The organism is Methanosarcina sp., assembly GCF_035390745.1.
Taxonomy (GTDB): domain Archaea; phylum Halobacteriota; class Methanosarcinia; order Methanosarcinales; family Methanosarcinaceae; genus Methanosarcina.
Window position 1 is genome coordinate 71451 of record NZ_DAOOUJ010000007.1, and the last position, 25490, is coordinate 96940.

The window sequence follows — 25490 nt, forward strand, 5'->3', positions numbered from 1 at the left end:
TTATTCAATTTATTAAAGTAATTCAGTTAATTAAAGGAGTGTTTACAACTTATGGAAGTTCCAGAAATTGAAAAACAGATAGGAATTAATCTTTACTCTACTGATACTGGAGGTCTTGGGGGCCAGCTCCGCCAGGAAATAGAGGATTTCATTGTAAAAGAGATAACAAATAGGGAAGAAGGACAGGAAGGTAAATACCTTATCCTTGAACTTATAAAACGAGACTGGGACACACACCACTTTACCCGGACCCTCGCAAGAATCCTGCAGGTAAGCCAGAAAAGAATCAGCGTTGCAGGCACAAAGGACAAAAGAGCACTCACCACCCAGAAGATAAGCATATATGATACCGATGCGTCCGAAATTGAGAAAATCCACCTAAAAGACATAGAGCTGAAAGTGCTGGGACGCTCACGAAAGTCCGTAGAACTCGGAGACCTGTGGGGAAATGATTTCATTATTACAGTAAGAAATATTGAGAATTCTCCCGAAGAGACAGAGGCTCTTCTCAGAAAGACAACTGAAGAAATTCTTGCTCAGGGAGGAGTTCCCAATTTTTTCGGAATCCAGCGCTTCGGCTCTGTCCGCCCTGTTACTCATCTGGTAGGAAAAGCCATTGTAGAAGGAAACTTTGAAAAAGCAGCCCTCCTTTATATTGCCGAACCTTTCCCGGATGAACCAGAGGAAACAAAAAAAGCCCGCCAGTATGTCAAAGAGACCCGGGACTTCAAAGAAGGTCTTAAAACCTATCCCCTTCGCCTGGGACACGAAAGAGCTATGATGAACCATTTGATAGCAAACCCTGAAGACTATGCCGGAACATTCCGTGTGCTTCCGCAGAACCTCTACAGGATGTTCGTGCACGGGTACCAGTCCTACATTTATAACATGATCCTCTGCCGCAGGATAGAAGCCGGCATACCATTGAATAAGGCAGTTGAAGGCGATATTGTTTGTTTCAGAAATGAAGCCGGCCTTCCTGATTCTTCAAAAACTGAAAAAGTCACCTCTGAGACCGTAACTGCCATGAACCGCCTGATAAAGCACGGCAGAGCTTTCATAACTGCCCCTCTTCCGGGTTTCAGTACTGAATTCGCATCAGGAGTTCCGGGAGAAATAGAAAACGGAGTTCTTAAAGAACTTGGAGTCTCCCTCGAAGGCTTTAATGTGGAAGAATTCCCGGAAATGAGTTCGAAAGGTACACGAAGGGAAGTTCTCCTTCAGGTTGAACCGAAGTTTGAGGTTAGTGAGGATGAGCTGAATCCGGGAAAATCAAAGGCTGTTCTTGAATTCATGCTGCCAAAGGGAAGTTATGCTACAACCGTACTCCGAGAGTATATGAAGGTAGACCCTTTGCAGATGAGCTGAAAAGCTGAAAGCTTAAAAAGCCAGGACTGTAGAAAAAGAAAAATTCAGACCGCTTTTACAAGTCTTTGGTGCGCAAAATACTTTACTTCTCGAACCCAGGGTTATTAACGTTCTAAGTAAAAGTAATGACAGGGCATTTTCAATTATAAAGTGCCGATAAAGATAAAAGTGTCCAGTCCAGAAAATCTGGCCGGAAACTTACGATTAAACTTTTGATATTGCTCTGGAATTTTACAACCCGGAGTCGGTTCTCCTTTCCACCAGTCTTCCGTACATGTTTGCAATGAATATTGAATTTGTGAAAATCATTGCAGGTATGCCCACGAGTACAATTGAGAGAACCATGAATATGATAATAAGAGCGTACTGTTTCAGCACTGTGATGATATATTCTCCAATATTTTCCTTGACAACATTCAGGACACCAAACTCAAAGAAAGACTCAATTGTCTGCTTTCTGAAGAAATTAACAGCAAGCATGGGGATCACAAAGAATCCTAACAGCAGGCTGACAAGGTTTCCGAAAGCTTCACTGACATAGGTTGCAGCAAACAATATAATCACATATACTATGTAAAAGGGAAGAGCTCTCAGGAAAAGCATGAACCCAAGTTTCAGGTCTTCCATAAAATCCAGTTTTATTGGCCCTTCATACCGACCTTCAATAAACTCATTAACAAGCCTTGCACCATAACCGAAAAGTGCAAGCCATCCTACAATTGGAACAATTAACAAAAGTGCATAAAGGAGTCTTGCTGGCGTTTTAAAAGGATATTTGAAAGCTTCTGAAAAACTGATAGTTTCTATAATAATCACCAGATGTAATGCTATTTTTTAAGTATATAAAACTTTTTAAAAATAAAGTTGAAGATATGAATTAAAATTAGGAAATAAATTTATAAAGAAAATCTGAATCTAAAAAACAAGGCAATGATTTATGATCAGTAATTAAAAATGAACGAAAATAAAAGTGTACATAAAGAAAAAATGAATCTTAGAACTTCATAAGCCTGTTTATAAACAGATAAATTTAAACCACTTGATTTGACTTTTGAAATGGAAATATTGAGATAAGGGTTTTTTCTAACCCCTCCAGATCTTCTCATCAACTATTGAAAGGAAAAACTTACCGTTTATTTTCTCTTTTTCTCTTTTTCGAGCATCTTCTTTGCTGCTTTATCGCCTGAAGAAGCTTTCTTCTGCAGTTTTTCCATTTCCTTGCGAGCCTTAGAGTTAGAAATCATTTCCATATCTTTCTTATCCATTACCATATGACGACCCTTCAAAGAGATTGCTGATACAACCTCTTCATAGTATTTCGCAGTGTAAACTTGAGTAGATACTACTGCAAGTCCATACATTAAGTGTCTAAAATATTTAATAATTTCGACCCGAAAGAAAAGTCTTAGAAAAAAATATATGCAAAATGTTTAGAGGTTTTAAGAATTCAAATGAATCAAAAAAGCCTGTATGAAAGGTTCTTTAATGATATCTGATTGAGAAGAATAATTATCTGATTGAGAAGAAATTTCCGGAACAGAATATATAAGTCCCGGAACTTCTCTCCATATAAAACAAAAAGAAGAAAATATCAAAGGTTATTTTTTCTTCATTTCCTTTGCAAGTTTCTTCTTTGCGTCCTTGCTGCCTGCGGAGGCCAGTTTTTCCAGCTCCTGCATCTTTTCTTTCTTAGCGCTCTTTTTTTTCTCCATATCTTTTTTAGACATTGCCATGGTATATACCTTCATAGAATTTAGTGAAGTAAAAATATCCGTATAGGTACAAATGAAAGTATAGTACCTCAACAGATATCATATTAATCCATTATTTTCATTTTTAAAACTATTTATCAGTTTCCCGCGAGGGGAAATTTCGACTATTATAATATTCAGAGGACACTACTATATGTACAGGACAGAAACGACTTTATAAAAGAACTTTATTCAAAGAATAAAGACTTAAAAAAAGAGGACTGAAGAAAAAAGAATTAAAAAGGATTTCCTGCAATCACTCTAACAGATTACTGTCCTTTACTGGCCTTCTCTTTCCTTCCTGTATTTACACATTGCCCTTACGAAGCCCTTGAATGGAGGAGAAGGCCTTCCAGGTCTTGACCTGAACTCCGGGTGGAATTGAGAAGCAAAGAAGAAACGCTTGCCAGGAATTTCGGCAATCTCCATTCTATTTTTGTTTTTACCGGAAAAGACCATGCCGAAAGACTCGAGCCTGTCAACGAACTCTGGATTTACTTCATATCTGTGGCGGTGGCGTTCAACAATGTAATTGGTTCCGTAGAGTTTTGTAGCAAGGGAACCCTCTTTAAGAATAGCTTCGTAGTCTCCAAGGCGCATGGTGCCACCCATATCTGCAACTCCGGTCTGCTCCGGAAGGATATCAATTACAGGGTAAGGAGTATCTTCATCAAACTCTGTGCTGTTTGCTTTTTCAAGTTTCACCACATTTCTTGCAAACTCAATTACCGCAAGCTGCATACCCAGGCAGATTCCAAGGAAAGGAATATCATTTTCCCTGGCAAATTTGATTGCAAGCATCTTTCCTTCAGTCCCTCGCCCCCCAAAGCCTCCAGGGATCAGGATTCCGTCAAACTGTCTGAGGTTCTCGACTTCTGAAGGGTTTTCTTCAAGAGTCTCGGCCTCGACCATATTGACTTCAACTTTGCACCCATTATCAATCCCGCCGTGCTTGACAGCCTCAAGGATGCTGAGATAGGAATCTTCAAGGTTTGTATATTTGCCTACAATCGCCAGTCTGACTTCATCTTTTGTTGACTTCATCCTTGCAACCATTTCCCTCCATCTGCTGTCCTCAACACAGGACTCCAGCTTCAGGTGCTTCATAAGCTGAGTGGTAAGTCCCTGCTCCTCGATCTCAAGAGGAACTTCATAAATATCTTCTGCATCGTGAGCACTTATAACCAGTTCCTGGGGTACATCACAGAATAAGGCGATTTTTTCCTTGGCGCTTTCCTGAAGGGGAGTCTTTGATCTTGTAACTATCACTTCAGGGCTCAGACCAAGTGCCCGAAGTTCTTTTACAGAGTGCTGGGATGGCTTGGTTTTCTGCTCGCCCTGCAGGTCTTCCATTACAAGAGTCACATGGATAAAGACAATATTCTCGGAGGGCTCTTCCCTGTGCATCTGGCGGACAGCCTCAAGGAAAGGCATGCTCTCAATGTCTCCTACAGTCCCTCCGATCTCAATAAGACAGATGTCAGCCCCACTCCTTGCTGCAACCTTTCTTATTTTGTTCTTGATCTCATTTGTAATATGGGGAATGATCTGAACTGTCTTTCCGAGGTAATCTCCTCTTCTTTCCTTGGCGATTACTTCTTGGTAAACCTTGCCTGTAGTGAGGTTATGATCTCTGGTAAGTTCCGTATCAAGGAACCTCTCATAGTTCCCAAGATCCAGGTCAACTTCACCTCCGTCCCTGAGAACAAAGACTTCCCCGTGCTGGTAAGGGCTCATGGTGCCTGCATCAATATTGATGTAAGGGTCGATCTTGATAGCCGTAACTTTATAACCTTTATTTTTCAGGTTTCTGCCGATGGATGCGATGGTGATGCCTTTCCCAAGCCCGCTCATCACCCCACCGGTAACTATGATGTACTTCATGGGTAAGCTTCCTCGATAATTTTTCTGATAGGATCCTGGACCAGGATAATCCTGTAAATTTCAGAGTAAAGAGTACTCAGAGGAGTAATTTGAACAAATTTCTGACTCAATTTTGCGTACGAACACAATACCAATATCTTCATGATATAAAAAATCCTCTCTAATCCAAAAATAGACTGAACTCAGGTCACGAACTAAAACTGAGACATGTTTTCAAAAAACTCGAAACCAGAATTAAAAGAACTTGAAAACTTGAAGGGATAAAAAGGATTAAAGAATAAACAAAAGACTCAGACAGGAGAATTCAGCTGAAGATCTCAATTGTCTGGTGGCTTTTGCTTAATTAAAAATTTTATTTCAGTCGGCGTTATACTTCAGCCGAATTTGCCTCAGCTGGACTGAAAGCGGAATGTAAGCCAGGTTTTCCAGCTCCTTAAATTTCGTCCATAAATTTCAGCAGGATGTAGGTCGTACAGATTACAAACAGGATTGAGAATAAAAGGGCCTGAGTAAAACTTACATTGAAATGGACACTATCCGGCAGCATGAAATACAGGAAGAATGAGGATACGAGAAGTAAAAATCCTCCCAGGGCAAGGGTCAAAGGAAGCTTTTCATCCTCCACTCTACCTTTTCGGGTCCTTTTTCCCGAGGAAGCTGAGAATCCTCCACTTAAATTCTTGAAGACTGAAGTTGAGATCCCGCCAAATCCTCTTCCGCCTGATGTCCGGGGGCGAGAGACCTTTTTAGCTGGCTCTGCTACGAAAGGCCGCGAGGGACTTAATTCTTCAGTTTCTTCTTCCCATTTACTGGATTCATCTTTTTGGGATTCCTGTGGCTTTGCCTCTACCTTTCCAAGCTGTACCGGAAAACCTTTTTTCTTTGACCCGTAACCTGCAGTAATAAAGATCTGACCCTTTGTAAGCACCCTGCCTTCCTGCGGGATTCTTGCAACTGCGGAAACATACTCTTTCTGGAGCACATAGGGGTTGTCCCGCAAAAATGTGATCTGACCTTTCAGTTCATCACTGACGGAGAGGTGAATATGCGTTGGAGACCCGTAGTTTGTAATAAGGATTTCAAAGGTCTGCTCTCCGCCTGGATAAAGAGAAATTTCAATACTTTCTTTTTCGAACTCAATTGAGTTTATTTCCTGCCGATTGATAATAACATTCTGAAATATCTGCTCCAAGTTCAACCCTCACATCAGTTCCTGAGGTCTGCAGGAAGCAAGTTCGGAATCCCCTCGTCTATGGGGTAATGCTCTTTACAGACAGGGCAATAAAGGGTTCCGGATATGACCTCTACTTCATTTTCTTCGACAACGTTCAAAACCAGGTCGCCCTTACACACAGGGCAGGCCAGGATATCCATAAGATCTTTTTTCACAAAAATTCACCATCAAAGCCACTTTTGCGATAGGGGGAGACAAAGTTTGTTTTTTGCAGGGATAGTAAAGCATATTCATACTTTCCTGCTTATTTATGATTCTTCAACTTAGATATGAGAAACTGACCCTGCTATTTACATCTGATTCTAATATACTTGCCAGAGCCATTCATTTATATCTTTTTAGATCTCATACTCATTCAAGTATCTAATTTCCCTGTCCTTGATATATTATCATCTGATGTTTTTATTCTCAGACAGCGGAAAATTCATGATCAACGGGATATATTTACTCCACTGATTTCTCTTATTTGTAACCTTTGATATGTGTTGTGTCAGGCACATAATGTATTCAATAGATCTTTCTTCAATTCATCTTTATATTTTAATCTAATCTAAGTACTTACGCTAACTTATCATTTTATAGCCTATTTATGAGTTGGGTTTTTGATTTTTGAAAGGAGTAATAACTTCATATATATATTAACACGTTGCTTTTTTAAAAAAAGTATATAAAAGAATAGAAGTTGATATCCTTAATAATTTATTAAACTGGACAGGTTGAGCCTCAGAACAAAATAACGTTAACTCAGTTTGTTGCAAACTTTTGGGCTTTAGAGATACTCCTTAAAACAGGAGCAAGAACTGGAATTCCGAACAGTTTCTGAAAAATAAAAATAAAAGTGTGGGATAGAGATGAAATTAACGGCACTCGAGAAAAGCATTGACCCTGCAAGCCAGAGCATGCTGAATAAAGCAGAAAATGAAGGAATAGAAACTGCATGGGACAGGTATGAACAGCAGCTGCCTCAGTGCAGTTTTGGGCAATTAGGGATTTGCTGCAGGAATTGCAACATGGGACCCTGCAGGATAGATCCCTTCGGAGAAGGAGCTGAGAAAGGGATATGCGGCGCTACGGCAGATATCATCGTTGCCCGGAATCTTTTAAGAATGATTGCAGCAGGGGCAGCCGCGCATTCCGACCACGCAAGGGATGCGGTATTAACCTTTAAGAAGATGAGCGAAGGAGAAGCCGGAAGCTACGGAATAAAAGACGAAGCAAAACTTTTCTCCCTTGCCTCAGAATACGGGATTTCTGCAGAAGGAAAGAGACGTGAAGAACTGGCAGCAGAACTTGCAAATGTACTGCTGATGGAGTTTGGAAAACAGAACGGGCCTCTTTTATGCACAAAAAGGGCACCTGAATCAAGACTGAAGCTCTGGTCAGAGCTCGGGATAGAGCCCAGAGGAATTGACCGGGAAATTGTAGAATGTATGCACAGAACCCATATGGGAGTGGACAACAATGCAACCCATATTCTACTCCAGGGGCTGCGTACAGGGCTTTCAGACGGATGGGGAGGTTCCATGATTGCAACCGATGTCCAGGATATTCTCTTCGGTACCCCGGAACCAAAGAAAAGCACTGTAAACCTTGGCGTTCTCTCTCATGATAAAGTAAACGTAATCGTCCACGGGCATGAGCCAATCCTTTCGGAAATGATAGTGGAAGCTGCAGAAGACCCCGAACTTCTTGAACTTGCAAAGAAAAAAGGAGCCTCAGGCATCAACGTTGCCGGAATTTGCTGTACAGGAAATGAAACCCTGATGCGGCACGGGACTCCCATTGCAGGCACCTTCCTTCAGCAGGAACTAGCAGTGATTACGGGAGCCGTAGAAGCTATGGTAGTGGACGTCCAGTGCGTCATGCCGTCACTTGGGGGACTTGCGGGCTGCTATCATACGAAATTCATATCCACATCTCCAAAAGCCGATTTTCCAGGAGCCTTGAGAATGGAATTCCATGAAGAGAAGGCTTATGATACCGCAAAAGAGATTGTAAGAACCGCTGTAGAAAACTTCCCTAACAGGAACCTCGAAAAGGTAAATATCCCGGCAGAAAAACAGGACTGCATGGTAGGTTTCAGTGCGGAAGCAATCCTTAAAGCTCTTGGAGGAAGCCCCGACCCCCTTATTAATGCTATTGCTGGAGGTGCAGTAAAAGGGATAGGAGCAGTTGTCGGATGCAACAATGTAAAAGTCCAGCATAATTACGGGCACGTGAACCTCGTGAAGGAGCTTATCAAAAATAATGTCCTTGTGGTGACCACAGGATGCAATGCTATTGCCTGTGCCGAAGCAGGGCTCCTTGTGCCTGAAGCTGCTGCTCTGGCAGGAGACGGACTTAAAGGTGTCTGCGAAGCCCTTGGCATTCCCCCTGTCCTGCACATGGGTTCCTGTGTAGACATCAGCCGCATCCTCGTGCTTGCCTCGGCAATTGCAAACCGACTGGGAGTGGACATAAGCAGCCTGCCTGCTGCCGGTGCAGCCCCGGAGTGGATGAGTGAAAAAGCAGTGAGCATAGGAGCTTACGTTGTTTCATCAGGAGTGTTTACCGTACTCGGTACTGTTCCGCCTGTCCTTGGGAGCCAGGCAGTTACGGCTCTTCTGACAAAAGGGCTGGATGGTGTGGTCGGCGCGAGTTTTGCTGTTGAGCCTGACCCCTTCAAAGCCGCAAACCTGATGCTTGAACACATTGAAGGAAAAAGAAAAGCGCTGGGCTTGAATTAAGGGGGGAAATTCGTAATGAAAGAAGTGATTATCCTGCCAGAACGCTGCATGGGCTGCCGCTCCTGTGAAGTTGCCTGCGCGGTTTCCCATTCAAAGAGCAGAAATCTTTTTTCGGCTCTGGGAGAAGAGACAGCCCCTAAAAAACGCATTTATGTAGAGTACATGCCTGCCCTTGGAGCTGCCGTGCCTATCACCTGCCGCCACTGCGATGATGCTCCCTGTGTCTCTGTTTGCCCTGCAAAAGCCCTTTCCATGGATGAGGATACCGGCACTGTGAATCACAATATTGAGCGCTGCGTGGACTGCTGGAAATGTTCTATGGTCTGCACCCGTTTTTCTTCACTTTACCAGTTGATTCTTGTTTCCGGGTGCTGGACATCTTCCATGTCCTCCAACCGCGAAATAATTAACAGGTGGACTGAAGAGGATACTTCTAGAAGATGTGATTTATGTGAAGGCAGGGAACTTCCAGCCTGCGTGGAGGCCTGTCCCACACATGCTCTCGTATTCATGGAAATAAAGAGACAGCAGGGAACAAATGCGTTCAGTTTTTCCTGAAACCTGCAGCATGAATAAAAAACATGCTGATAGACCCTGCTGCAGCAGCAGGGTTTGTCCACGCTTAAATTCAGGACAGATAAACAGTAGCTTGATAAAGGTTTTACAGGCCCGGATTAAATATAAGGGCTTTCTGTCGCTGCCCTCAGAACTTTGCTTCTGTCTTTTCTTCTTTGCAGGATAATTCAAACAGGAAAACGGTTGCCTTTAGACAGTTTACTTCCTGAATGAGACTATATAAAGGATTATTGCGATATTAATATAAAGAACTAAAAAAGAAGACAGGGAGTCAGGTATGAACAGTAATCTTTACAGGAAAATAATGGTTGCAACTGATGGCTCGGAACTGGTCAAAAAAGCGGTTGATACTGCTGTTGAAGTTGCAAGGCTGAGCGGAGCAAAACTTTATGCCGTATATGTCGTCACTACCGGAGGAGGGCGTACGATTGGCCCCAAGGACGTAGGATGGGAAAAAGCAATGAAAGAGCACCTCAGTGCTGAAGGAAGAGAAGCGACAGCTTATGTAGAAACCGTCGGAAAAGCCGCAAATGTCGAAGTGGAATCCGTTCTTCTGGAAGGTAGCCCTGCAAACGAAATTGTCGGTTTTGCAGAAAAAAACGATATCGACCTTATCGTAATGGGAACGCTTGGAAAGACAGGAATCCAGAAATTTTTGCTTGGAAGCGTGGCTCAGAATGTGGTAAGGCACTCCAGAAAAGCTGTACTGGTTGTAAGGGGATCCGAAACTGAGTAATGAAGTTTTTTCGGGCAGGAGTTCCGGATTTTTTCGGGATAGATTGATTTACCTGCCCAGCCCAAATACCTTTCAATGATAGGACTCTTCCTCAATGTACTGGATTTTGCGCTTCCGGTACTTATAATGATTTTTGCAGGTCTTGTAGGCACCAGCGTGCTTATGGAACTCGGTCTGATGCAGAAATTCTCAAAACTTGTAAGCCCTGTTTTTGCCTATACGAACCTTCCAGAGACATGTGCATCATCTTTTGTTGTGGCACTGGGGTCTGCAGATGCTGCAAACAGTATGCTTCTTCAGGCAAAAAAAGAAAGCTGCATTAACGACAGGGAAGTCCTTCTCTGTTCAATGATGAATGCGACACCTGCCTATTTTCGTGAACTATTCACCTATCAGATTCCTATAGTGCTTCCTGCACTCGGACCTGTAGTGGGAGGGTTTTACTCTCTTGTTTTTGTGGTAACCGCTGTGTTCAAGATCCTGCTTATTGCAGTTGCAAGCAAGATTTTTCTTGAAGGCAACTCCTGTAAAGCCCCTGAAACCCGGAGTAAAGAAAAAGTACCTCTAAAGAAGGCATTTGAGCGTGCGTTCAAAAAAGAGTTAAGGCTTTTCTTGAAGATTGCAGGGGTCTACCTTGTAGCAACCACAGTCATATTCATTCTTCAGGAACAGGGGGCTTTTGAAATATTCAGTGTGCTTCCCCTTGCAGAAATATTCAGTATACCTCCGGAAACAATTGTCCCGCTTACAAGCTACGTAGCAAGCCCTATTCTTGGGATTTCACTCATGGGACCCATGATCCATTCAGGAGAGATAACAGAAATACAGGCAATGATCGTGCTTATGCTGGGCAGTATGTTTATGCTCCCGATTTTTGCCGTCCGCAGCCAGCTTCCAAGAAAAGTGGCTATTTTCGGGACACGCCTTGGAGTCCAGATTGTTGCATATTCTACGGCAATAAGCATACTTGTGAGGCTTGTAATCCTGTTAATACTGCTCAGCATGGTTTCTTGAAACACCTATCTGGAATAACAGGAACTCTGTCAGGAAGAAAAAAGGAATGAATATTTTCAGGTGAAGTATATTTTCCGCCTTTATTCTGATTTCCAGGACAGCTTTTTTTTTAACAGGATCTTAATGGGACATGAAATCCATGGAATTCAAAAACAAATTGAGTTTTTTGGGGTAGTATGGGCAGCTTATACCGGGTAAGTATTTTCCTGAGCAAAGCTTCACTATAGAAAAGTGTTTAAATAAATATTAAAAGATGGTTTAGAAGGAAAGAGAAATAGATAACAAAGAACTAAAGTTTAGTTGTATAAACTTAAAAAAGATATTAAGAGCAAATTAGTGAACGGGGGTTTCTGGAGGAGGTTAAAATATGTTGGATTTAATTATGAGCAATAATATTTGATTTTGAGCTTTACCCGTTCACAAGCTCAACAGATGATTAAGCAATATATAAACTTTTTGCCGGATGATAAGCCCAATACCTTTTTGTGAAAGAAAAAAAGAAAAAATATTAAATTTTAAACATTTCTTTCCTTATATGCCCAGTTTAACAGATAATGAGTATGTATGAGTAGGAATGTCATTGCCTTCCTGGAATAAATATACAAAGAGAAAAATAAAAACAAGTTGAAATTAGCTTCGGGAGTTCTATTAGTCCAGCTGATATTTACCTTTTTAATTGATATTTACCTTTTTTTATCTGACAACATGGGAATATTCAATCTTTTAAGATAATGCGAAAAAGAAATTTAAACAATAATTACTATATTATAATATGGAGCAAATATACACTGCAGGCACATATGTGCCGATAAGAAAAGGAAGATCTGTCAGAGGCATTATTCAGAAAACTGAAGTGATTACAGGCTGACAGAAGTATATAAGAGAGGGATATGGCATGAGAGAGGAAACTTTTAAAAAAATAATGGTTGCAACCGATGGTTCTGAACTGGTAAAAAAAGCAGTGGAAACTGCGATTGAAATTTCCAGGCTCAGCGGAGCTAAGCTTTATGCTGTATATGTTGTAGTCCCAACAACCCGTTCACCAAGAGACTTTGGCTGGGAAAAAGCTGCCATGGAACACTTCATGAGTGAAGGAAAGACAGCTACACGTTTTGTAGAAGAAGAAGCAAAACCTGCCGGAGTGGTCGTGGAGCCTGTAATCCTTCAGGGGCACCCCGCAGATAAAATTGTAGAATTTGCTGAACAGCAGGGCATTGAAATGATAGTGATGGGAACGCTCGGAAAAACAGGACTCGACAGGTTCCTCCTGGGAAGCGTAGCGGAAAACGTGGTGAGGCATTCAAAAACGCCTGTACTCGTGGTAAGAGGAGAATCCCCGGAACAGGAATAAATAACACAAGCCAGCAAAACGAAGAATGGAGATATAAGAAACAAGGAAACTGGGAAGCAAAAGCAACCAGAAAACCTGTAAGGATAACGACAAATAAATTATCCTTAGATAAATTATCCTTAGATCAAAACTCTATTTTTAATTTTTTTGACTTCTTTCAATATATTGAGTTTATTTCTTCGGCTGCAGAAGAGCTGATTGTATCATAGACACTAGCCAAATTCAGGGATTAAAAAAAGTGGACCTCAGAGCTTACTCCGAGGTTGATTTCCTGGGATCTGAGCCTATGGAGCAAAAAATGGCTTCGGTGGCTCAGAAATTAACAGCCATATTTCATCCAATTACACTCATACCGGAAACCCGGATTGATGGCGTGATTATGCCCCCTACTTTCCTGACATCAAAGCCTGCGCCTGTGATGTTTTTAAGGAGTTCGAAAGCATTGCCCGAAATCATGAGAGATTTTACCGGCTTATCAAGGGCTCCGTCTTTGATTGTAAAGGCATTTCTGGCCTCTACGGAAAAGTCTCCGGAAATCGAGTTTGCAGTATGGGCACCGATAATAGTGTTTACGAAAATCCCTGAGGAAGTATTTGCAATAATATCATCCTGAGGGTAATCGATAACGAAGTTCCTGAGCCCTACTGAGGGAGGGCTAGTATAGGATGACCTCGAGCCGTTTCCTGTACTTTTCACACCGGCTTTCCCTGCAGTGTAGCTGTCATAGAGGTATGTTTGAAGCACACCATTTTCAATAACCGTGGTGTGCTGAGAAGGAACACCTTCATCATCCGAAGCAGAGGTCTCTATGCCTGCTTCAACCAGCCCGTCGTCGTAAATGCACAGATCCGGAACTGTAATTTCCTCTCCGATCTTATCTATCAGTCCTGACCGCCCTTTTTGCACATTGTCAGCATCAATCGAAGGAGCAAAGGCTTCTTCGATAATATCAGAGAAAGCGAAAGGATGGAAGATAACATCGGTTTTCTGCGGCTCGATTTTTATTCCGCCCCTGGATTTCAGGGCAAGGTCGGAAGCATTCTTTCCGAGAGCAAAAAAGTCAATGTCAAGAGATCGTGAAACAGCAAAGTCATAAGCTGTAGAGGTATCTCCATTTACGGTTATTACATCGACAAAACCTGAGACCGCTGTGGATTCTTCTTCAATCTCTATCCCGTTTGTGTTCAGGATAAGCCTCTTGCTCTTTGAACGGGTAAAGCCGCCCGAAGTAGGAAGCGTACCTGGAATCTCTTTTGTGCCTTCAACAAGTTCTACGGCATAGTTGATGCATTCCTCAAGTTCAAGATCCTCAACCTTTTTGTCGAAAATACCTGAGACCTGAGGGTATTTTCCATTGGAAGGAAGCGAAACCCAATCAGGATCGTTTCCCCGAACACGGGCTTCTGCAACTGCAACCTTTACAGCATTCTCGATTTCTGCTGCAGAATTGGTACTGGAAAAACCCACTGCTCCGTTTACAACGGCACGGATTCCCAGCCCTTCAGAAAAACGGTCCCTGGCATTCTCAAGAGCATCCTTTTTGAAATTGACGCCTGTAGAGCGGCTTGCAACGTAATAGATTTCAGCTTCTTCGGCTCCTGCCTGTTCTGCCATTTTCAGGGCTTTTTTTGCTAGCTCGTACACCTTCAGGCACCTCCTACAAGAGCTTTTGAGATGGCAATATGCGGAGACCCATCAGAAACAGGCACAAGCTGCCCGGCTTTACCGCACCTTCCAGCAGTCATTTTCAGGTCATTACCAACAAGAGTTACGTGGTTAAGGATCTCAAGAGTCTTTCCAGAAAGAGAAACGTCCCTTACGAGCCCGGTAAGTTCTCCGTTCTTTATAACGTATCCTTTTTCAGCATTGAACTGAAAGATACCTTCTCCGGTGTTTACCTGCCCGCCTCTTGACCCTATGAGGTACATGCCGTTTTTGACTTCCGCAAGCATCTCTTCAAATCTGGAGTCACCGTTGTCAATGAAGGTATTGCTCATCCTGACAACAGGCATGGAATAGCCCTGAGCCCTGCAGTTTCCAGGAGTTCCGCCGAGTTTGGCTGCGGTTTCCCGTGAATGAAGATAAGAGTTAAAAATTCCTTCCTTTATTATCTCTGTTCTTTTCGATTCGGAACCTTCGGCGTCGAAGGGATAGTAGCCGAACTCGTGAAGTGTTGGGTCATCAATAATTGTAATAAGCGGGGATGCGATCTGTTCACCTATCCTGTTTTCAAGAATAGAGTCCCCTTCAAGGACAAGGTCGGCTTCCGAAGCATGTCCTACGGCTTCATGGGCAAATACGCCTGCAAGCTCCTGATCCAGCACTACAGGCATTTCTCCTCCTTTAGGGGTTTTGGCTTTTAAAAGCTCCAGTGCGGTCTTTCCTGCTTTTCCGGCGAGTTCAAGGACATTTTCTTTCTCAAAAAGCTCATAGCCATATCCGAAACGGCTTTCTCTGCCTGCCTGATAGACGCCGTTTTCCGAAGCAACGGCAGAAACTGCAAAACCGACATTTAAAAGTTCATATTCACATTCCAGGCCTTCGGAGTTCTGGTACTCGACTTTAAACTCAGACTCAAGGTACATTACCTTTGTACTGTGAACACCTTCAATCTTTGCGTGCTCTTCAATGCTCTTCAAAAGGTCTACTTTTTCTTCAATTGCAATATCTCTCGGATCGATTTTGATTTCAGGAAGGTCCTTTACTTCAGGAGAACTTATGGCTGCAAGTTCGACCTCTTCTTTGGGGGTGCTCGCATTCATAGAAAAAGCAAGTTTTGAGGCAGCACCGACCCCACGTTTAAGGTTAATATCTCCTTCAACAGCCGTATAGCCCCAGGAACCCCCGCAGAGGGCCCTTATTCCGGCCCCCTTTGTGAAGTTTCTGGATATTTCTTCAATCTTTCCGTTATCCAGGACGACAGAAGTGGAACTGCCTTCTATCACCCTGCAGTCATAAAATTTAATGTCCTGCATAATACTATTCATGATCAGTTCCTGCACCCGAAGAGGTTAATGGCCTGTACGGAAGCGGGTGATACTTCCGGAATGTCGAAACTTAGTTTTGTAATATTTTTGAGTTTTTCAATAATAGTATTCTTCCTTGGGCCCACAAGGCTGTGTTCCATTACTTCGGCTATGGAGGAAACAGGAATGATCTGGATCTTTTCCCTGTATGCCTTTTCAATAAGGACATCTGCCTCATTGGCTTTGGGTATAATGACTTTCTTCATGCCGGCCTGGGCTGCTGCCTCGATCTTGTAGGTGACTCCGCCAACAGGCAGGACATCGCCCCTTACAGAAAGAGAGCCAGTCATTGCAACAGTCTGATCCACAGGTATTTTTTCAATGGCAGAAATTACTGCAGTTGCTATGGAAACAGATGCACTGTCTCCTTCCACACCTTCATATGTCCCTACGAACTGGATGTGGACATCGTGGCGTGAAATATCCGTGCCTGTCATATTCTTGATAACTGCAGATACGTTCTGCACAGCTTCTTTCGCAATGGTCTTGAGTTTACCTGTTGCAATAATCCGCCCTTCCGCACCAGAGAGTGAGGGTGTGACTTCGGATACGATTGGAAGTACGATTCCAGAATCTCCGCCCATGACTGCAAGTCCGTTGACCCTTCCAACAGCAGAACCTTTCCTCAGGAAGGACTCGTATTCCTTGCGCTGTTCAAGGTAGCTGTCTGCAAGCTGCTGTTCTATGGACCTTGCGATCCTCTTTGCTGCAAGTACATGTTCGGAAGTTGTAAGCGGAGCCCCTTCGGAGTGGGCAATGTCACCTGCTACACGCACAAGCCCTCCAAGGTCGCGTAGTTTAAGGGTAAGGTGGCCTTTCCTGCCTGCACGCCTTCTGGCTTCCCTGATTACTTCTTCTACAGCTCCTTCGTCAAAGTGGGGGATATGCCCGTCTCTGACAACTTCCTGGGCAACGAAACGGACCAGTTTCTTCCGGTTCTCAGGAGTGTCTTCCATGGAATCACGCATGTAGACCTCGTACCCGTAACCTTTTATCCTTGACCTGAGCGCAGGGTGCATTTTCTGCACTGCATCCAGGTTCCCTGCAGAGACCATGATAAAGTCGCAGGGTACAGGTTCGGTCTTAACAAGAGCTCCGGAACTTCTTTCGGACTGCCCGGTAATCGGGTACTCCTTTTCCTGAAGCGCAGTCAGAAGGCTCTGCTGAGACTCAAGCCTGAGAGTGTTGATTTCATCAATGAAAAGCACTCCTTTGTGGGCTTTGTGGATGTCTCCGGCTTCTACCCTGTCGTGGGCAGGAGTTTCAAGCCCTCCGGACTGGAAGGGGTCGTGCCTTACATCCCCGAGCAGGGCTCCTGCGTGAGCTCCGGTTGCATCGATGTAGGGTGCGTGTTCCTTGTCATAATTCGAAACCGCCATTTTGGGGATCATCATTTCCTCTTTGGGAAGGAACTGGCGGGTTAACATGAGAATCATTATGCCTGCAATAATACCCCAGAGCAGCTGGGAGACGAAGTAAGAATAGATGATAATACCCACAACAAAGAGCATCATAAGCATGTTCCGGGCCTGGGCTTTCTTTCTTGCCTCCATCTTGTGAGCCATGACAATTTCTCTGCCCTTTCCTGCCGGAACCTCTCTTATCTTGGGATTGTTAAGATCCTCAAGGTTGGGATATACAAGGATATCCTTAAGCTCTTCTTTAGGAAGAAGTTCTGCCATTGCCTTTGCGAGCAGGGACTTCCCTGTACCTGGAGTCCCTATCATCATGATGTGACGTCTCTGGCTGGCTGCCTTTCTTACGACTTCCACTGCATGTTCCTGTCCCAGCACCTGATCAATGAGGAGCTTGGGAACCTCTATGTTAGAAGTGTCTTCAAAATGGAAGCCGATGTCAACATCTTCGTCTATATCTTCATGTAACTCAGACTCGGCCGTGACCTTGGCAGGCTCATCCTTCGTCTGGTCGGCCGCAGACAGATCTACTTTCGGAACAAACTCACCTGCTTCATGGGTTTGCCTGTCCATATTCTCTGAAGATCCGTCTATGTTCTGATTATTATTATATACCATGGTTAGCTCACATATTCGAACGTTATTTGATAGACGTTATCTGATCGAGATTAAATACTTGACGCTTTTGAAAAAATAATGAACTTATGATAGAATAACGGGTAAAAGCGGCTGTTACAATAACAGACTCCTGATGTTACTGTAACCCCATCCATACTTCGGCTAATTATATAAACTTACCGTATATAAAATTAACCTACCACTGTATATACTGTATATAGAAGCCTTTCATTATATACTATTTGCTGGCTAATATTTGTTCTTAAAACTTAATTAGAAAATTAATTATTAAATGAATAAAGGAGAATTTACAGGATATTTTTTACATACCTATACCACATCCCCTATATAAAGTTAAACATCAACCTGCCCGGGACTTTATGTTAAAAGCTTTGTCCGATGCCTGTGAATTGATATCGACAGCTATTTAAAAAAACAGAGGGGATTTTTCTTCATGCCCAGAAACAAAGTAAAAAATCTTATCCTTCTAAAGCAGATTCACAGTGCTGTAAGCCAGATCAAAAAAGGAAAGCTGGATAAAGCTCTCGAAACCCTGGATAAAGCTGAAAAGTCTGCAAGGCAGTCGAAGTCAACAGATGCCCTCTACTATATTCTCTTTACCCGTGGGGGTATCCTCTACTCAGCAAAAGAATATGATCAGGCTCTTGAAACTTATGAAAAAGCCCTTGAAGCAGGTTCAGAGCTCCTGAAAACCGACCCGGGAAATGTTGATTACCAGCATTACATGGGCACGACCCTCAGCAACACGGGAAATCTCCTAAAAAAGAAAGGAGAAATGGATAAGGCTGACGAATATTATTCCCGTGCACGTAAAATCTATTCTGATCTGAACACAAAGGACCCCGAAAATGCTGTTTTCCGATCTTATGCCGGAGAAAACCTGAACAATTACGGTGAATTGCTCGTACAAACCGGCTCTCTCGATAAAGCCTGTGAAGTCCTGAGAGAAGCAGTTGAAATATATGAAAAACTTTATAAAGAGAAGCCAGACAACCTCGGTTACCAGGCAGAACTCTCGGTAGCACTAAGCCAGTTAGGAAGCTGCCTTAAAAAACAGAAACCCGAAAACTCAGGAACTGCAAAAGAGAACCTTGAAAAAGCTCTGGAAATGCAGGAAAATCTGCTTGTTCAGCAGCCTGAAAATGAAAAGATTAAAGAAGCCATCGCCCTGACAAGGGAAAGGCTTGAAGGGCTTTGAGAACGCTGTCACAGGTTTTTCCCGAAAAACAGCAGCATATGAACATAGAGCAGGATCATCAGCCCTACTACAATTCCCCAGAGAAGTTGTGAAATGTAGTATGAGTAGACGATAAGCCCGAGCGCAAATATGATAACCAGGGCATTTACCAGCCTGATCTTCCGTCTCATGCCGGGATCGTGAGGAATTCCGGCTTCATCCTCATTCAAGCTGCATTCCCTGAAGTAATTCTGCTCCTGCTGCATGAGGAAGTAAAGCCTGAGGATCAGAATGTCAATAACTATTCCCCAGAGAAGCTGACCTATATAAAGGGTGTAGAAAAGAACAGTTGCAAGCAAGATGCCAGCGAATATAACAAATAACTTTTTAGATTTGCTTTTTCTGGCAGCCCTGCTTTTACCCCCTATCAGAACTTTTATTCTTTTTATCTCTCCCTGTTTCCCGGTCCATACTGACCTCCCTATCTGCATACATTTTACTCTACCTTATTTTAATGTAGATAAGCAGCAAAATGTCCAGAAAACGTGCGCTTAAGAAAGATATTAAACCTCAATATCTATATTTAAGCTTTTAATAATATATAAGGAGGTGGGGAAAGAGGGCAGAAGAAAAAAGTGATCTATGGCAAAATTTGTAAGACTCATCGAAGAAGAAAAAGTAATTATGAGGCTCAGAGATTCATCGAAATTCTTCAAAAAATAGGAGCATGTGAAGGAGAATCGCTAAAACAACTTCTTGAAAGCAATGCTTCAATAATAAAGAAATATTTACCTCCAATATTACGAAGATAACGACCCATTGTTGCGAATATGGGTGCATGGGTCAGATTATTAGTAATTCAGTCCTCTTGAGCGCAGATCTTTGCTAGAATTCATTAACTGACCCATAAATAAGTCCTCTTGAGCGAGCGAAGCGAGTGAAAAGGACACCGCCCTCCCGAGGCGGAACTCGGGTGGCGGAACTCGGGCACTGAAAAATCCCTTATTCGCTGGTTTTATGTAAACAGGTCGAAAAGGTTCCCAAGCATGCTGCTGTCAGCCTGGTAGAATTCGGTATATTTGCAGCGTTTGCAGGTGACGTGGGTGAATTTTTTGTTCTGGACATCAAGAAGTTTGCTGAGGAAGCCGCCTGTAGTGCGGATCTCGCCGACATCGTATGAGTTGTTTCCGCATTTGGGGCAGACGAAGTTAATATTTTTGCTCATTTTTCAGCCTCACTCTTATTTTTAATAGTTTAAAGGATAGAATAGCTTTACTTTTACGCTATTTAATGTTATTGCAGAACTAACAGGTTCAGGAGAAATCCCTTAATAAGGAGCCGAGCCCTGTAGAAATAAATATATTAGAAAAGAAGAACAATACAGCGTTGAAACATGAAAATAAAAGCTATAATTACAATCGCCCTGATAATCTCGGCTGCTTTAATGGCTGCAAAAGTCTCACCAGGAGTTAATACTGAGCAGTTCAGGGAAGGAAAATATATCCATATTGACAGTATGGTTATCGAATTTAATAAGACGGATGCAGACATCCAGATACAATACCACCTAAGTCCCTTTGCCCAGGTTTATATGTTTATGTTCGGGAGCAAACACCTTGAACCCAAAATAGAGGATATATTCTTTGATTTTGAAAACATTGAGGTCCGCAGGATAGGGAGATCCAGTGCTTTAATCCACGTAAATGACATTTCCAGACAAAACGACGAATATTATCTTCATGACTCGAGAGAGTTAGGAATGCAGCCAGACCTGCTCACACTTGTTTACCCTGACAGGACAAGGCAAAATATAGAACACGCTAAGGCTACTCCAGACATATTCTATAGTTAAAAAAGTTTAATCTTAGATTTTCAATAGAGTTCTTAGCTGTTTCCCTGTGCCTTCTTTCGCACTTTTTACGCTTTGTCTCTGTTACTATTCCTGTTCAAAATCATATCACCTATTACAACTATATAAATATTATTAAATTGCTGTTCGGAATATTCTTCCACCCTGTACAGCCCATTATCCCAAATAAGACATTTTCTATGATTAATGGCATAAAAAGGACATTAAGCAGGAATTTCAGGAATATATATTTAGCAAAAGAAACCCAATTTTCTTTGATAGCAATGGGAAGATTCACATTAAAATGTCTGAAATGCGGAAGGGAATACGGTCAGGAATACAGGCTAACCTGTGAGAATGACGACTCCCTTTTACGGGCGGAATACTTCGAAAAAAAGCTTGAGCTTAGAAATCAGCCCGGAATTGGAAGATTTCATTCCTGGCTTCCGGTTCAGGAAGAGCTTACCACAGAAGCAGGACCCATCACGTACAAAAGCGAAGCCCTTGCAAAGGAACTCGGGCTTTCGAACCTGTACATAGGGTTCAGCGGATACTGGCCAGAAAGAGGGGCTTTTATTAAAACCTGCAGCTTCAAAGAACTCGAAGCCCACCCGACCATGCAGCTTCTCAAAGAGTCCGGCGGAAAAGCCATAGTTCTTGCCTCTGCAGGCAATACTGGAAGGGCTTTTGCATACGCTTCGGCTCTTACAGGCACGGATGCTTATATAGTAGTTCCGGATTCAGGAGTTTCAAGCATATGGCTGCCCGAAAAACCGACGGATTCTATTCATCTTATCAGCATGACTCCGGGTAATGATTACACCGATGCTATCAACCTTGCAGGCAGGCTTGCAAAACTTCCTGGCATAGTCCCCGAAGGAGGAGCCAGGAATGTTGCCAGAAGGGAAGGAATGGGCACTGTGATGCTGGACGCAGCCGTGACCATTGGAAAAATGCCTGACCACTACTTCCAGGCAGTCGGCAGCGGTACAGGAGGGATGTCAGCATGGGAAGCTTCACTGCGGCTCAGGGCTGACGGGCGTTTTGGCTCAAAGCTTCCAAAGCTCCAGCTTGCTCAGAACCTCCCCTTCGTTCCCATGTACAATGCATGGAAAGCAGGAAGAAGACAGATCATCCCTGATATTGACATGAAGGACGCAAAGAAGCAGATAGAAGAAACATATGCAACTGTGCTTACCAACAGGGCGCCGCCCTATTCCGTAACTGGAGGGCTCTATGATGCGCTTGCTGATACGGACGGGATAATGTATGCAGTAACCAGAGAAGAAGCTCTTGAAGCAAAAGCCCTCTTTGAGTCCCTTGAAGGAATAGATATCCTGCCGCCTTCGGCAGTTGCAGCTTCTTCTCTCTTAAAAGCTGTAGAAGCCGGAAATGTTGGAATAGATGATGTTGTTCTCCTGAACATTGCAGGCGGGGGTTTTGAGCGGCTGAAAAAAGATTTCAAGCTCTTCCAGGTTAAACCATCTGTTACTGTCAGCAGTTCTGATGTTCCACTTGAGGAACTGAAGATTTGAATTACCATCGTCTTCAGGGTCCAAAATCGAGTAAACCATAACAGTAACCTGTAAGAAAAAGAGAAACAAAGATATATGCATAGCAAGAGGTACATGCATGGCAAACCCGGAAGAAGAAGTAATAGCAATCATGAAAAAAGCAGGTATTGACCTTGTAGCAACCCTGCCCTGTGACAGGATCAAAAATCTGCTCCCCCTGGTCTCGAAAAATTTTCCAGAAATCAAGCTGACAAGGGAAGAAAACGGAGTGGGGATCTGCGCCGGGTTCTACCTTGCAGGCGGGAAGCCCTTGATGCTGATTCAGAGCACAGGGCTCGGGAATATGATCAATGCTCTTGAATCCCTGAATGTAACCTGTAAAATACCCCTGCCTGTTCTGACGAGCTGGCGCGGTGTATACAAAGAGGCAATTGAAGCCCAGGTTCCTCTGGGAATTCATCTCCCTGCTATTCTGGAAGGTGCAGGCCTTGCATACACAGTAATTGATGAGGCTGAAAAACTTTCCCTGATTGAAGATGTAATCCTTGACTCCTTTGAAAATTCCAGGCCTCACATCGCTCTGATCTCTCCAAAAGTCTGGGAAGCTTCGGACTGCTGTGCCTGGCAGGACGCAGGTATGCCCGAAAAACCGGAGGTAATGGAAAGGACTTGCAGTTTTTCCCTCACAAGAGAGACTCTCAGGCCGGTCATGCTCAGAAACGATGCAATATGCGCAGTAGCCTCTGAACTTGAAGAGGAAATTACCGTAACAAACCTCGGGGTCCCCTGCAAGGAACTTTATGCCTGCAGGGATAGAGCACTTAATTTCTATATGTTCGGCTCAATGGGGCTTGTATCTTCTATAGGCATGGGCATTGCTCTTCGCTCCGAAAAGACAGTTGTTGTTTTTGACGGGGACGGGAGCCTTCTTATGAATCCTAATGCTCTCCTTGAGATTGCAAAAGAAGCCCCAAAAAACCTGATCATTATTGCCCTTGACAACGGTGCCTACGGGTCTACAGGCTCTCAGGAAACCTGCGCCCTCAGGTATATTGATCTCGAAATCTTTGCAAATGCCTGTGGGATTCCTAACACAGCCAAAGTAAATAGCAGGGAAGGGCTGATAGAGGCTTTCAGGAAGTTTAGAGCTATGAAAGAACTTGCCCTGATCCATGTGATCCTGAAGCCGGGAAACACAAACGCCCCGAATATTCCCATGAGCCCGGAAGAAGCCACAAAACGCTTCAAAGAAGCACTGGAAGCAAAAGCCCTGAAATAAAATTAAATGAAAAAAGAACCTCATTGCTGAAGTAATGATTTGAGTTATAACTGAAAATAGAGGCAAATAAACGGGAAACAATGTTTTTGTTGTGCCCGCCTTTGTTTGCCACTTTCGGTTTTTTTAAAGTGAATCCTTTAATTTTTTTACACTTAATTTCAACCTGGCTTTATTCTCAAACTTTACCCACTTGATCCTTATTCTCTCCAGCTTATCCTTTCCACAGGTTCTTTGAGCCTGAATTTTCCTTCGAGTATCTTTGCTTTGAGTTCCTGTGCGGCTTTTACTGCCCTCGTACGGTCCGACTGGCGCAGGGTTACTTTGATATCTCTGAGGCAGCCTCCGGTTTCACATCGAACAGTACCCAGGTTTGCGCTGAAGGCTTCTCCTCTGCACCTTGATATACAGAGCCCGCAGTTAAAGCAAAGTTCAGGGTCGTGTACAGCTCCGTTTTCTCCTTTACTCACGGCACCCATAGGACATGCCTCGGCTACGGAGCAGACTTTGCAGTTAATGCATTTTTCTGGCACATACTTCACGTTTAGATCTGTATTATCCCAGACGTCCCCATAAGTTATTTCACAGAGGGGAATTCTGCCTGCAAGGTCAACCAGCTTGAGGGGAATCTGACTGTCCAGCTTTAGGATATTTTCCAGCATACCTTCATTGAGGACGGGGATAGGGACAGCCCATGTGTTGATGATTTCAGGACCTGCCGAAGTTACAAAGCCTCCCATGTATTCGGGGACCATATCATGAAGGTCTGCAAAGCCTGTGAGGTTGGGGTTATCCGGAACGCTGCGGGTGCCCTGACCCGTAACAAACCCTTCGGCTCCGTTGATAAGAACCCTTGTCCCGATTCCTATTGTCTCTAGTTTGGGGTCATTTTCGAGGGGGTTCAACTCCCCGCAGCCGCAGAAAGTCATCTCCCTGAACCCGCCTTCAAAAGGAAGTGCATGGAAAATAGTTTTGATAGGCTCTTTTCCGGGGTTTACGAAAGCCCGGTAATTTTTGAAGGCATGCCTGGTTGCATAAAGACGTGCAAATGGGATTTCGGAAAGGCAGGTCTCCACTGAGAAGCGGTTGCCTTCGTTTGTGGTTACATCAACAGTAACATTTTTTCCTTCCACCATGTCCCTGAAAAGATGCCCGCCTCCATAGCGGAGATCTGATATGCTATGAGCTGTCCCGAGTACGATAAGGTCCAGGATTCCAAGCCTCTCGTTGGGGCAGGGACCAACAACCGCCGGCACCCCATTCATCAAAACTTCAGAAGCCTTTATAAAAGAGTCGGGTTCGGAGACTTTGAACGAAAAAACTGCATAGGTTCCGCTCATGATCCCGCGGGTTGCGGTAGTTACTACATCGACATCTTCAAGCCCTATTTCCTCCCCTGTTCTCATCTTTGAGGCGATTTCCTCAGCCGTAAGGACCACAGCATCTCCGGCATCAATTTTTGCCTGAATTTCCGGGATAGTCCTGCGTTTTTCAGTATAATCTGATGCTCCGTTCATGTTACCCTCAGCGGAAAATATTATGTTCATTCTATTTTAGAAGAAAGGTTTTCCAGCTTAATAGCATAATAAACCTGCACAACTCACATAAGTAATATACTGAGAAAAGAACTGGAAGAGAGAAAAGGACATTGAGATATTTAAAGAAATCAGCACAGGAAAAGCATACTGCAATTATCTACAATTATTAAACGGTAGATCGGAGTCAAGACAAAAATATTTTAAGGAATTCATAAAAATTTTGATTATCTGAGAACTGATTCGAGTAGAAAAAGCCCGAACCACCCAAAACTTATATAAATGATGATGCGTACTATGGTGTTGCACTTCCGTGCGAGAAACGGAAGCAATACACATTATAGAGGGCTCGTGGTCTAGACGGTTATGACGTCGCCTTGACATGGCGGAGGTCCTGAGTTCGAATCTCAGCGGGCCCA

The 25490-nt window shown here is 43.4% G+C and carries 22 protein-coding genes and 1 tRNA gene; 11 read left to right on the forward strand and 12 right to left on the reverse strand.

Annotated elements, in window-relative coordinates; all coding sequences use genetic code 11:
- The first annotated feature begins 51 nt into the window (after window positions 1–51).
- A complete protein-coding gene (gene truD, locus PLL47_RS03605; protein ID WP_324444827.1) occupies window positions 52–1368 on the forward strand; it encodes a tRNA pseudouridine(13) synthase TruD in 1317 nt (438 codons plus the stop codon).
- Window positions 1369–1599: 231 nt separating this feature from the next.
- Here truD and PLL47_RS03610 read toward each other — a convergent pair whose 3' ends face one another.
- The 6 genes from PLL47_RS03610 to PLL47_RS03635 form a co-directional block, all read right to left on the reverse strand.
- Window positions 1600–2184, reverse strand: coding sequence for a DUF4013 domain-containing protein (locus PLL47_RS03610; RefSeq protein ID WP_324444828.1), 585 nt, complete (start codon window positions 2182–2184; stop codon window positions 1600–1602).
- 317 nt (window positions 2185–2501) lie between these two features.
- Complete coding sequence (locus PLL47_RS03615) at window positions 2502–2639, reverse strand: hypothetical protein (protein WP_324444829.1); 138 nt, start codon at window positions 2637–2639, stop codon at window positions 2502–2504.
- Window positions 2640–2966: 327 nt separating this feature from the next.
- Complete coding sequence (locus PLL47_RS03620; protein WP_324444830.1) at window positions 2967–3101, reverse strand: hypothetical protein; 135 nt, start codon at window positions 3099–3101, stop codon at window positions 2967–2969.
- Window positions 3102–3398: 297 nt separating this feature from the next.
- Window positions 3399–5003, reverse strand: a complete 1605-nt coding sequence (gene pyrG, locus PLL47_RS03625) for a glutamine hydrolyzing CTP synthase (RefSeq protein WP_324444831.1) — start codon at window positions 5001–5003, stop codon at window positions 3399–3401.
- Between the two features lie 433 nt (window positions 5004–5436).
- Window positions 5437–6195: a DUF7524 family protein gene (locus PLL47_RS03630; protein WP_324444832.1), complete on the reverse strand. Its 759-nt coding sequence runs from the start codon at window positions 6193–6195 to the stop codon at window positions 5437–5439.
- Window positions 6196–6209: 14 nt separating this feature from the next.
- On the reverse strand, window positions 6210–6392 hold the full coding sequence (locus PLL47_RS03635) for a methytransferase partner Trm112 (RefSeq protein ID WP_324444833.1): 183 nt from the start codon (window positions 6390–6392) through the stop codon (window positions 6210–6212).
- A gap of 696 nt (window positions 6393–7088) precedes the next feature.
- Between PLL47_RS03635 and cooS the strand changes: the two genes are divergently transcribed.
- The 5 genes from cooS to PLL47_RS03660 all read left to right on the forward strand — a co-directional run bounded on the left by cooS (window position 7089) and on the right by PLL47_RS03660 (window position 12640).
- Complete coding sequence (gene cooS / locus PLL47_RS03640) at window positions 7089–8963, forward strand: anaerobic carbon-monoxide dehydrogenase catalytic subunit (protein WP_324444834.1); 1875 nt, start codon at window positions 7089–7091, stop codon at window positions 8961–8963.
- 15 nt (window positions 8964–8978) lie between these two features.
- A complete protein-coding gene (locus tag PLL47_RS03645) occupies window positions 8979–9521 on the forward strand; it encodes a 4Fe-4S dicluster domain-containing protein (RefSeq protein WP_324444835.1) in 543 nt (180 codons plus the stop codon).
- Window positions 9522–9816: 295 nt separating this feature from the next.
- Entirely contained in the window at window positions 9817–10275 is a 459-nt protein-coding gene (locus PLL47_RS03650; RefSeq protein ID WP_324444836.1) for a universal stress protein, read from the forward strand.
- Between the two features lie 75 nt (window positions 10276–10350).
- A complete protein-coding gene (locus PLL47_RS03655; protein WP_324444837.1) occupies window positions 10351–11289 on the forward strand; it encodes a nucleoside recognition domain-containing protein in 939 nt (312 codons plus the stop codon).
- Between the two features lie 895 nt (window positions 11290–12184).
- On the forward strand, window positions 12185–12640 hold the full coding sequence (locus PLL47_RS03660; protein ID WP_324444838.1) for a universal stress protein: 456 nt from the start codon (window positions 12185–12187) through the stop codon (window positions 12638–12640).
- Between the two features lie 333 nt (window positions 12641–12973).
- On the opposite strand, the gene PLL47_RS03665 is transcribed toward PLL47_RS03660, so the two are convergent.
- From PLL47_RS03665 to lonB, 3 genes are read right to left on the reverse strand one after another with little or no spacing between them, the layout of a single operon-like run.
- Window positions 12974–14284 (reverse strand): TldD/PmbA family protein, encoded by a 1311-nt coding sequence (locus tag PLL47_RS03665; protein ID WP_324444839.1) that lies wholly within the window; start codon window positions 14282–14284, stop codon window positions 12974–12976.
- A 2-nt stretch (window positions 14285–14286) separates the two neighbouring features.
- Entirely contained in the window at window positions 14287–15627 is a 1341-nt protein-coding gene (locus PLL47_RS03670; protein WP_324444840.1) for a TldD/PmbA family protein, read from the reverse strand.
- 2 nt (window positions 15628–15629) lie between these two features.
- Entirely contained in the window at window positions 15630–17699 is a 2070-nt protein-coding gene (lonB, locus tag PLL47_RS03675; protein WP_324444841.1) for an ATP-dependent protease LonB, read from the reverse strand.
- Between the two features lie 454 nt (window positions 17700–18153).
- Here lonB and PLL47_RS03680 point away from each other — a divergent pair, with 454 nt between their 5' ends.
- Window positions 18154–18918: a tetratricopeptide repeat protein gene (locus tag PLL47_RS03680; RefSeq protein ID WP_324444842.1), complete on the forward strand. Its 765-nt coding sequence runs from the start codon at window positions 18154–18156 to the stop codon at window positions 18916–18918.
- Window positions 18919–18926: 8 nt separating this feature from the next.
- On the opposite strand, the gene PLL47_RS03685 is transcribed toward PLL47_RS03680, so the two are convergent.
- Together PLL47_RS03685 and PLL47_RS03690 are read right to left on the reverse strand one after the other, a co-directional pair.
- Window positions 18927–19388 (reverse strand): hypothetical protein, encoded by a 462-nt coding sequence (locus PLL47_RS03685; protein ID WP_324444843.1) that lies wholly within the window; start codon window positions 19386–19388, stop codon window positions 18927–18929.
- A 524-nt stretch (window positions 19389–19912) separates the two neighbouring features.
- Window positions 19913–20122, reverse strand: a complete 210-nt coding sequence (locus PLL47_RS03690) for a zinc ribbon domain-containing protein (protein WP_324444844.1) — start codon at window positions 20120–20122, stop codon at window positions 19913–19915.
- Between the two features lie 168 nt (window positions 20123–20290).
- On the opposite strand from PLL47_RS03690, the gene PLL47_RS03695 reads away from it, so the two are divergent.
- From PLL47_RS03695 to comE, 3 genes are all read left to right on the forward strand, one after another.
- Entirely contained in the window at window positions 20291–20749 is a 459-nt protein-coding gene (locus PLL47_RS03695; RefSeq protein WP_324444845.1) for a hypothetical protein, read from the forward strand.
- 281 nt (window positions 20750–21030) lie between these two features.
- On the forward strand, window positions 21031–22281 hold the full coding sequence (locus PLL47_RS03700; protein WP_324444854.1) for a cysteate synthase: 1251 nt from the start codon (window positions 21031–21033) through the stop codon (window positions 22279–22281).
- A gap of 97 nt (window positions 22282–22378) precedes the next feature.
- Window positions 22379–23539 (forward strand): sulfopyruvate decarboxylase subunit beta, encoded by a 1161-nt coding sequence (gene comE, locus PLL47_RS03705; RefSeq protein WP_324444846.1) that lies wholly within the window; start codon window positions 22379–22381, stop codon window positions 23537–23539.
- Window positions 23540–23736: 197 nt separating this feature from the next.
- Here the strand turns inward: comE and PLL47_RS03710 are convergent, their stop codons facing one another.
- On the reverse strand, window positions 23737–25053 hold the full coding sequence (locus PLL47_RS03710; protein ID WP_324444847.1) for a methanogenesis marker 16 metalloprotein: 1317 nt from the start codon (window positions 25051–25053) through the stop codon (window positions 23737–23739).
- 363 nt (window positions 25054–25416) lie between these two features.
- Here PLL47_RS03710 and PLL47_RS03715 point away from each other — a divergent pair.
- Window positions 25417–25490: transfer RNA gene (locus PLL47_RS03715), tRNA-Val, on the forward strand.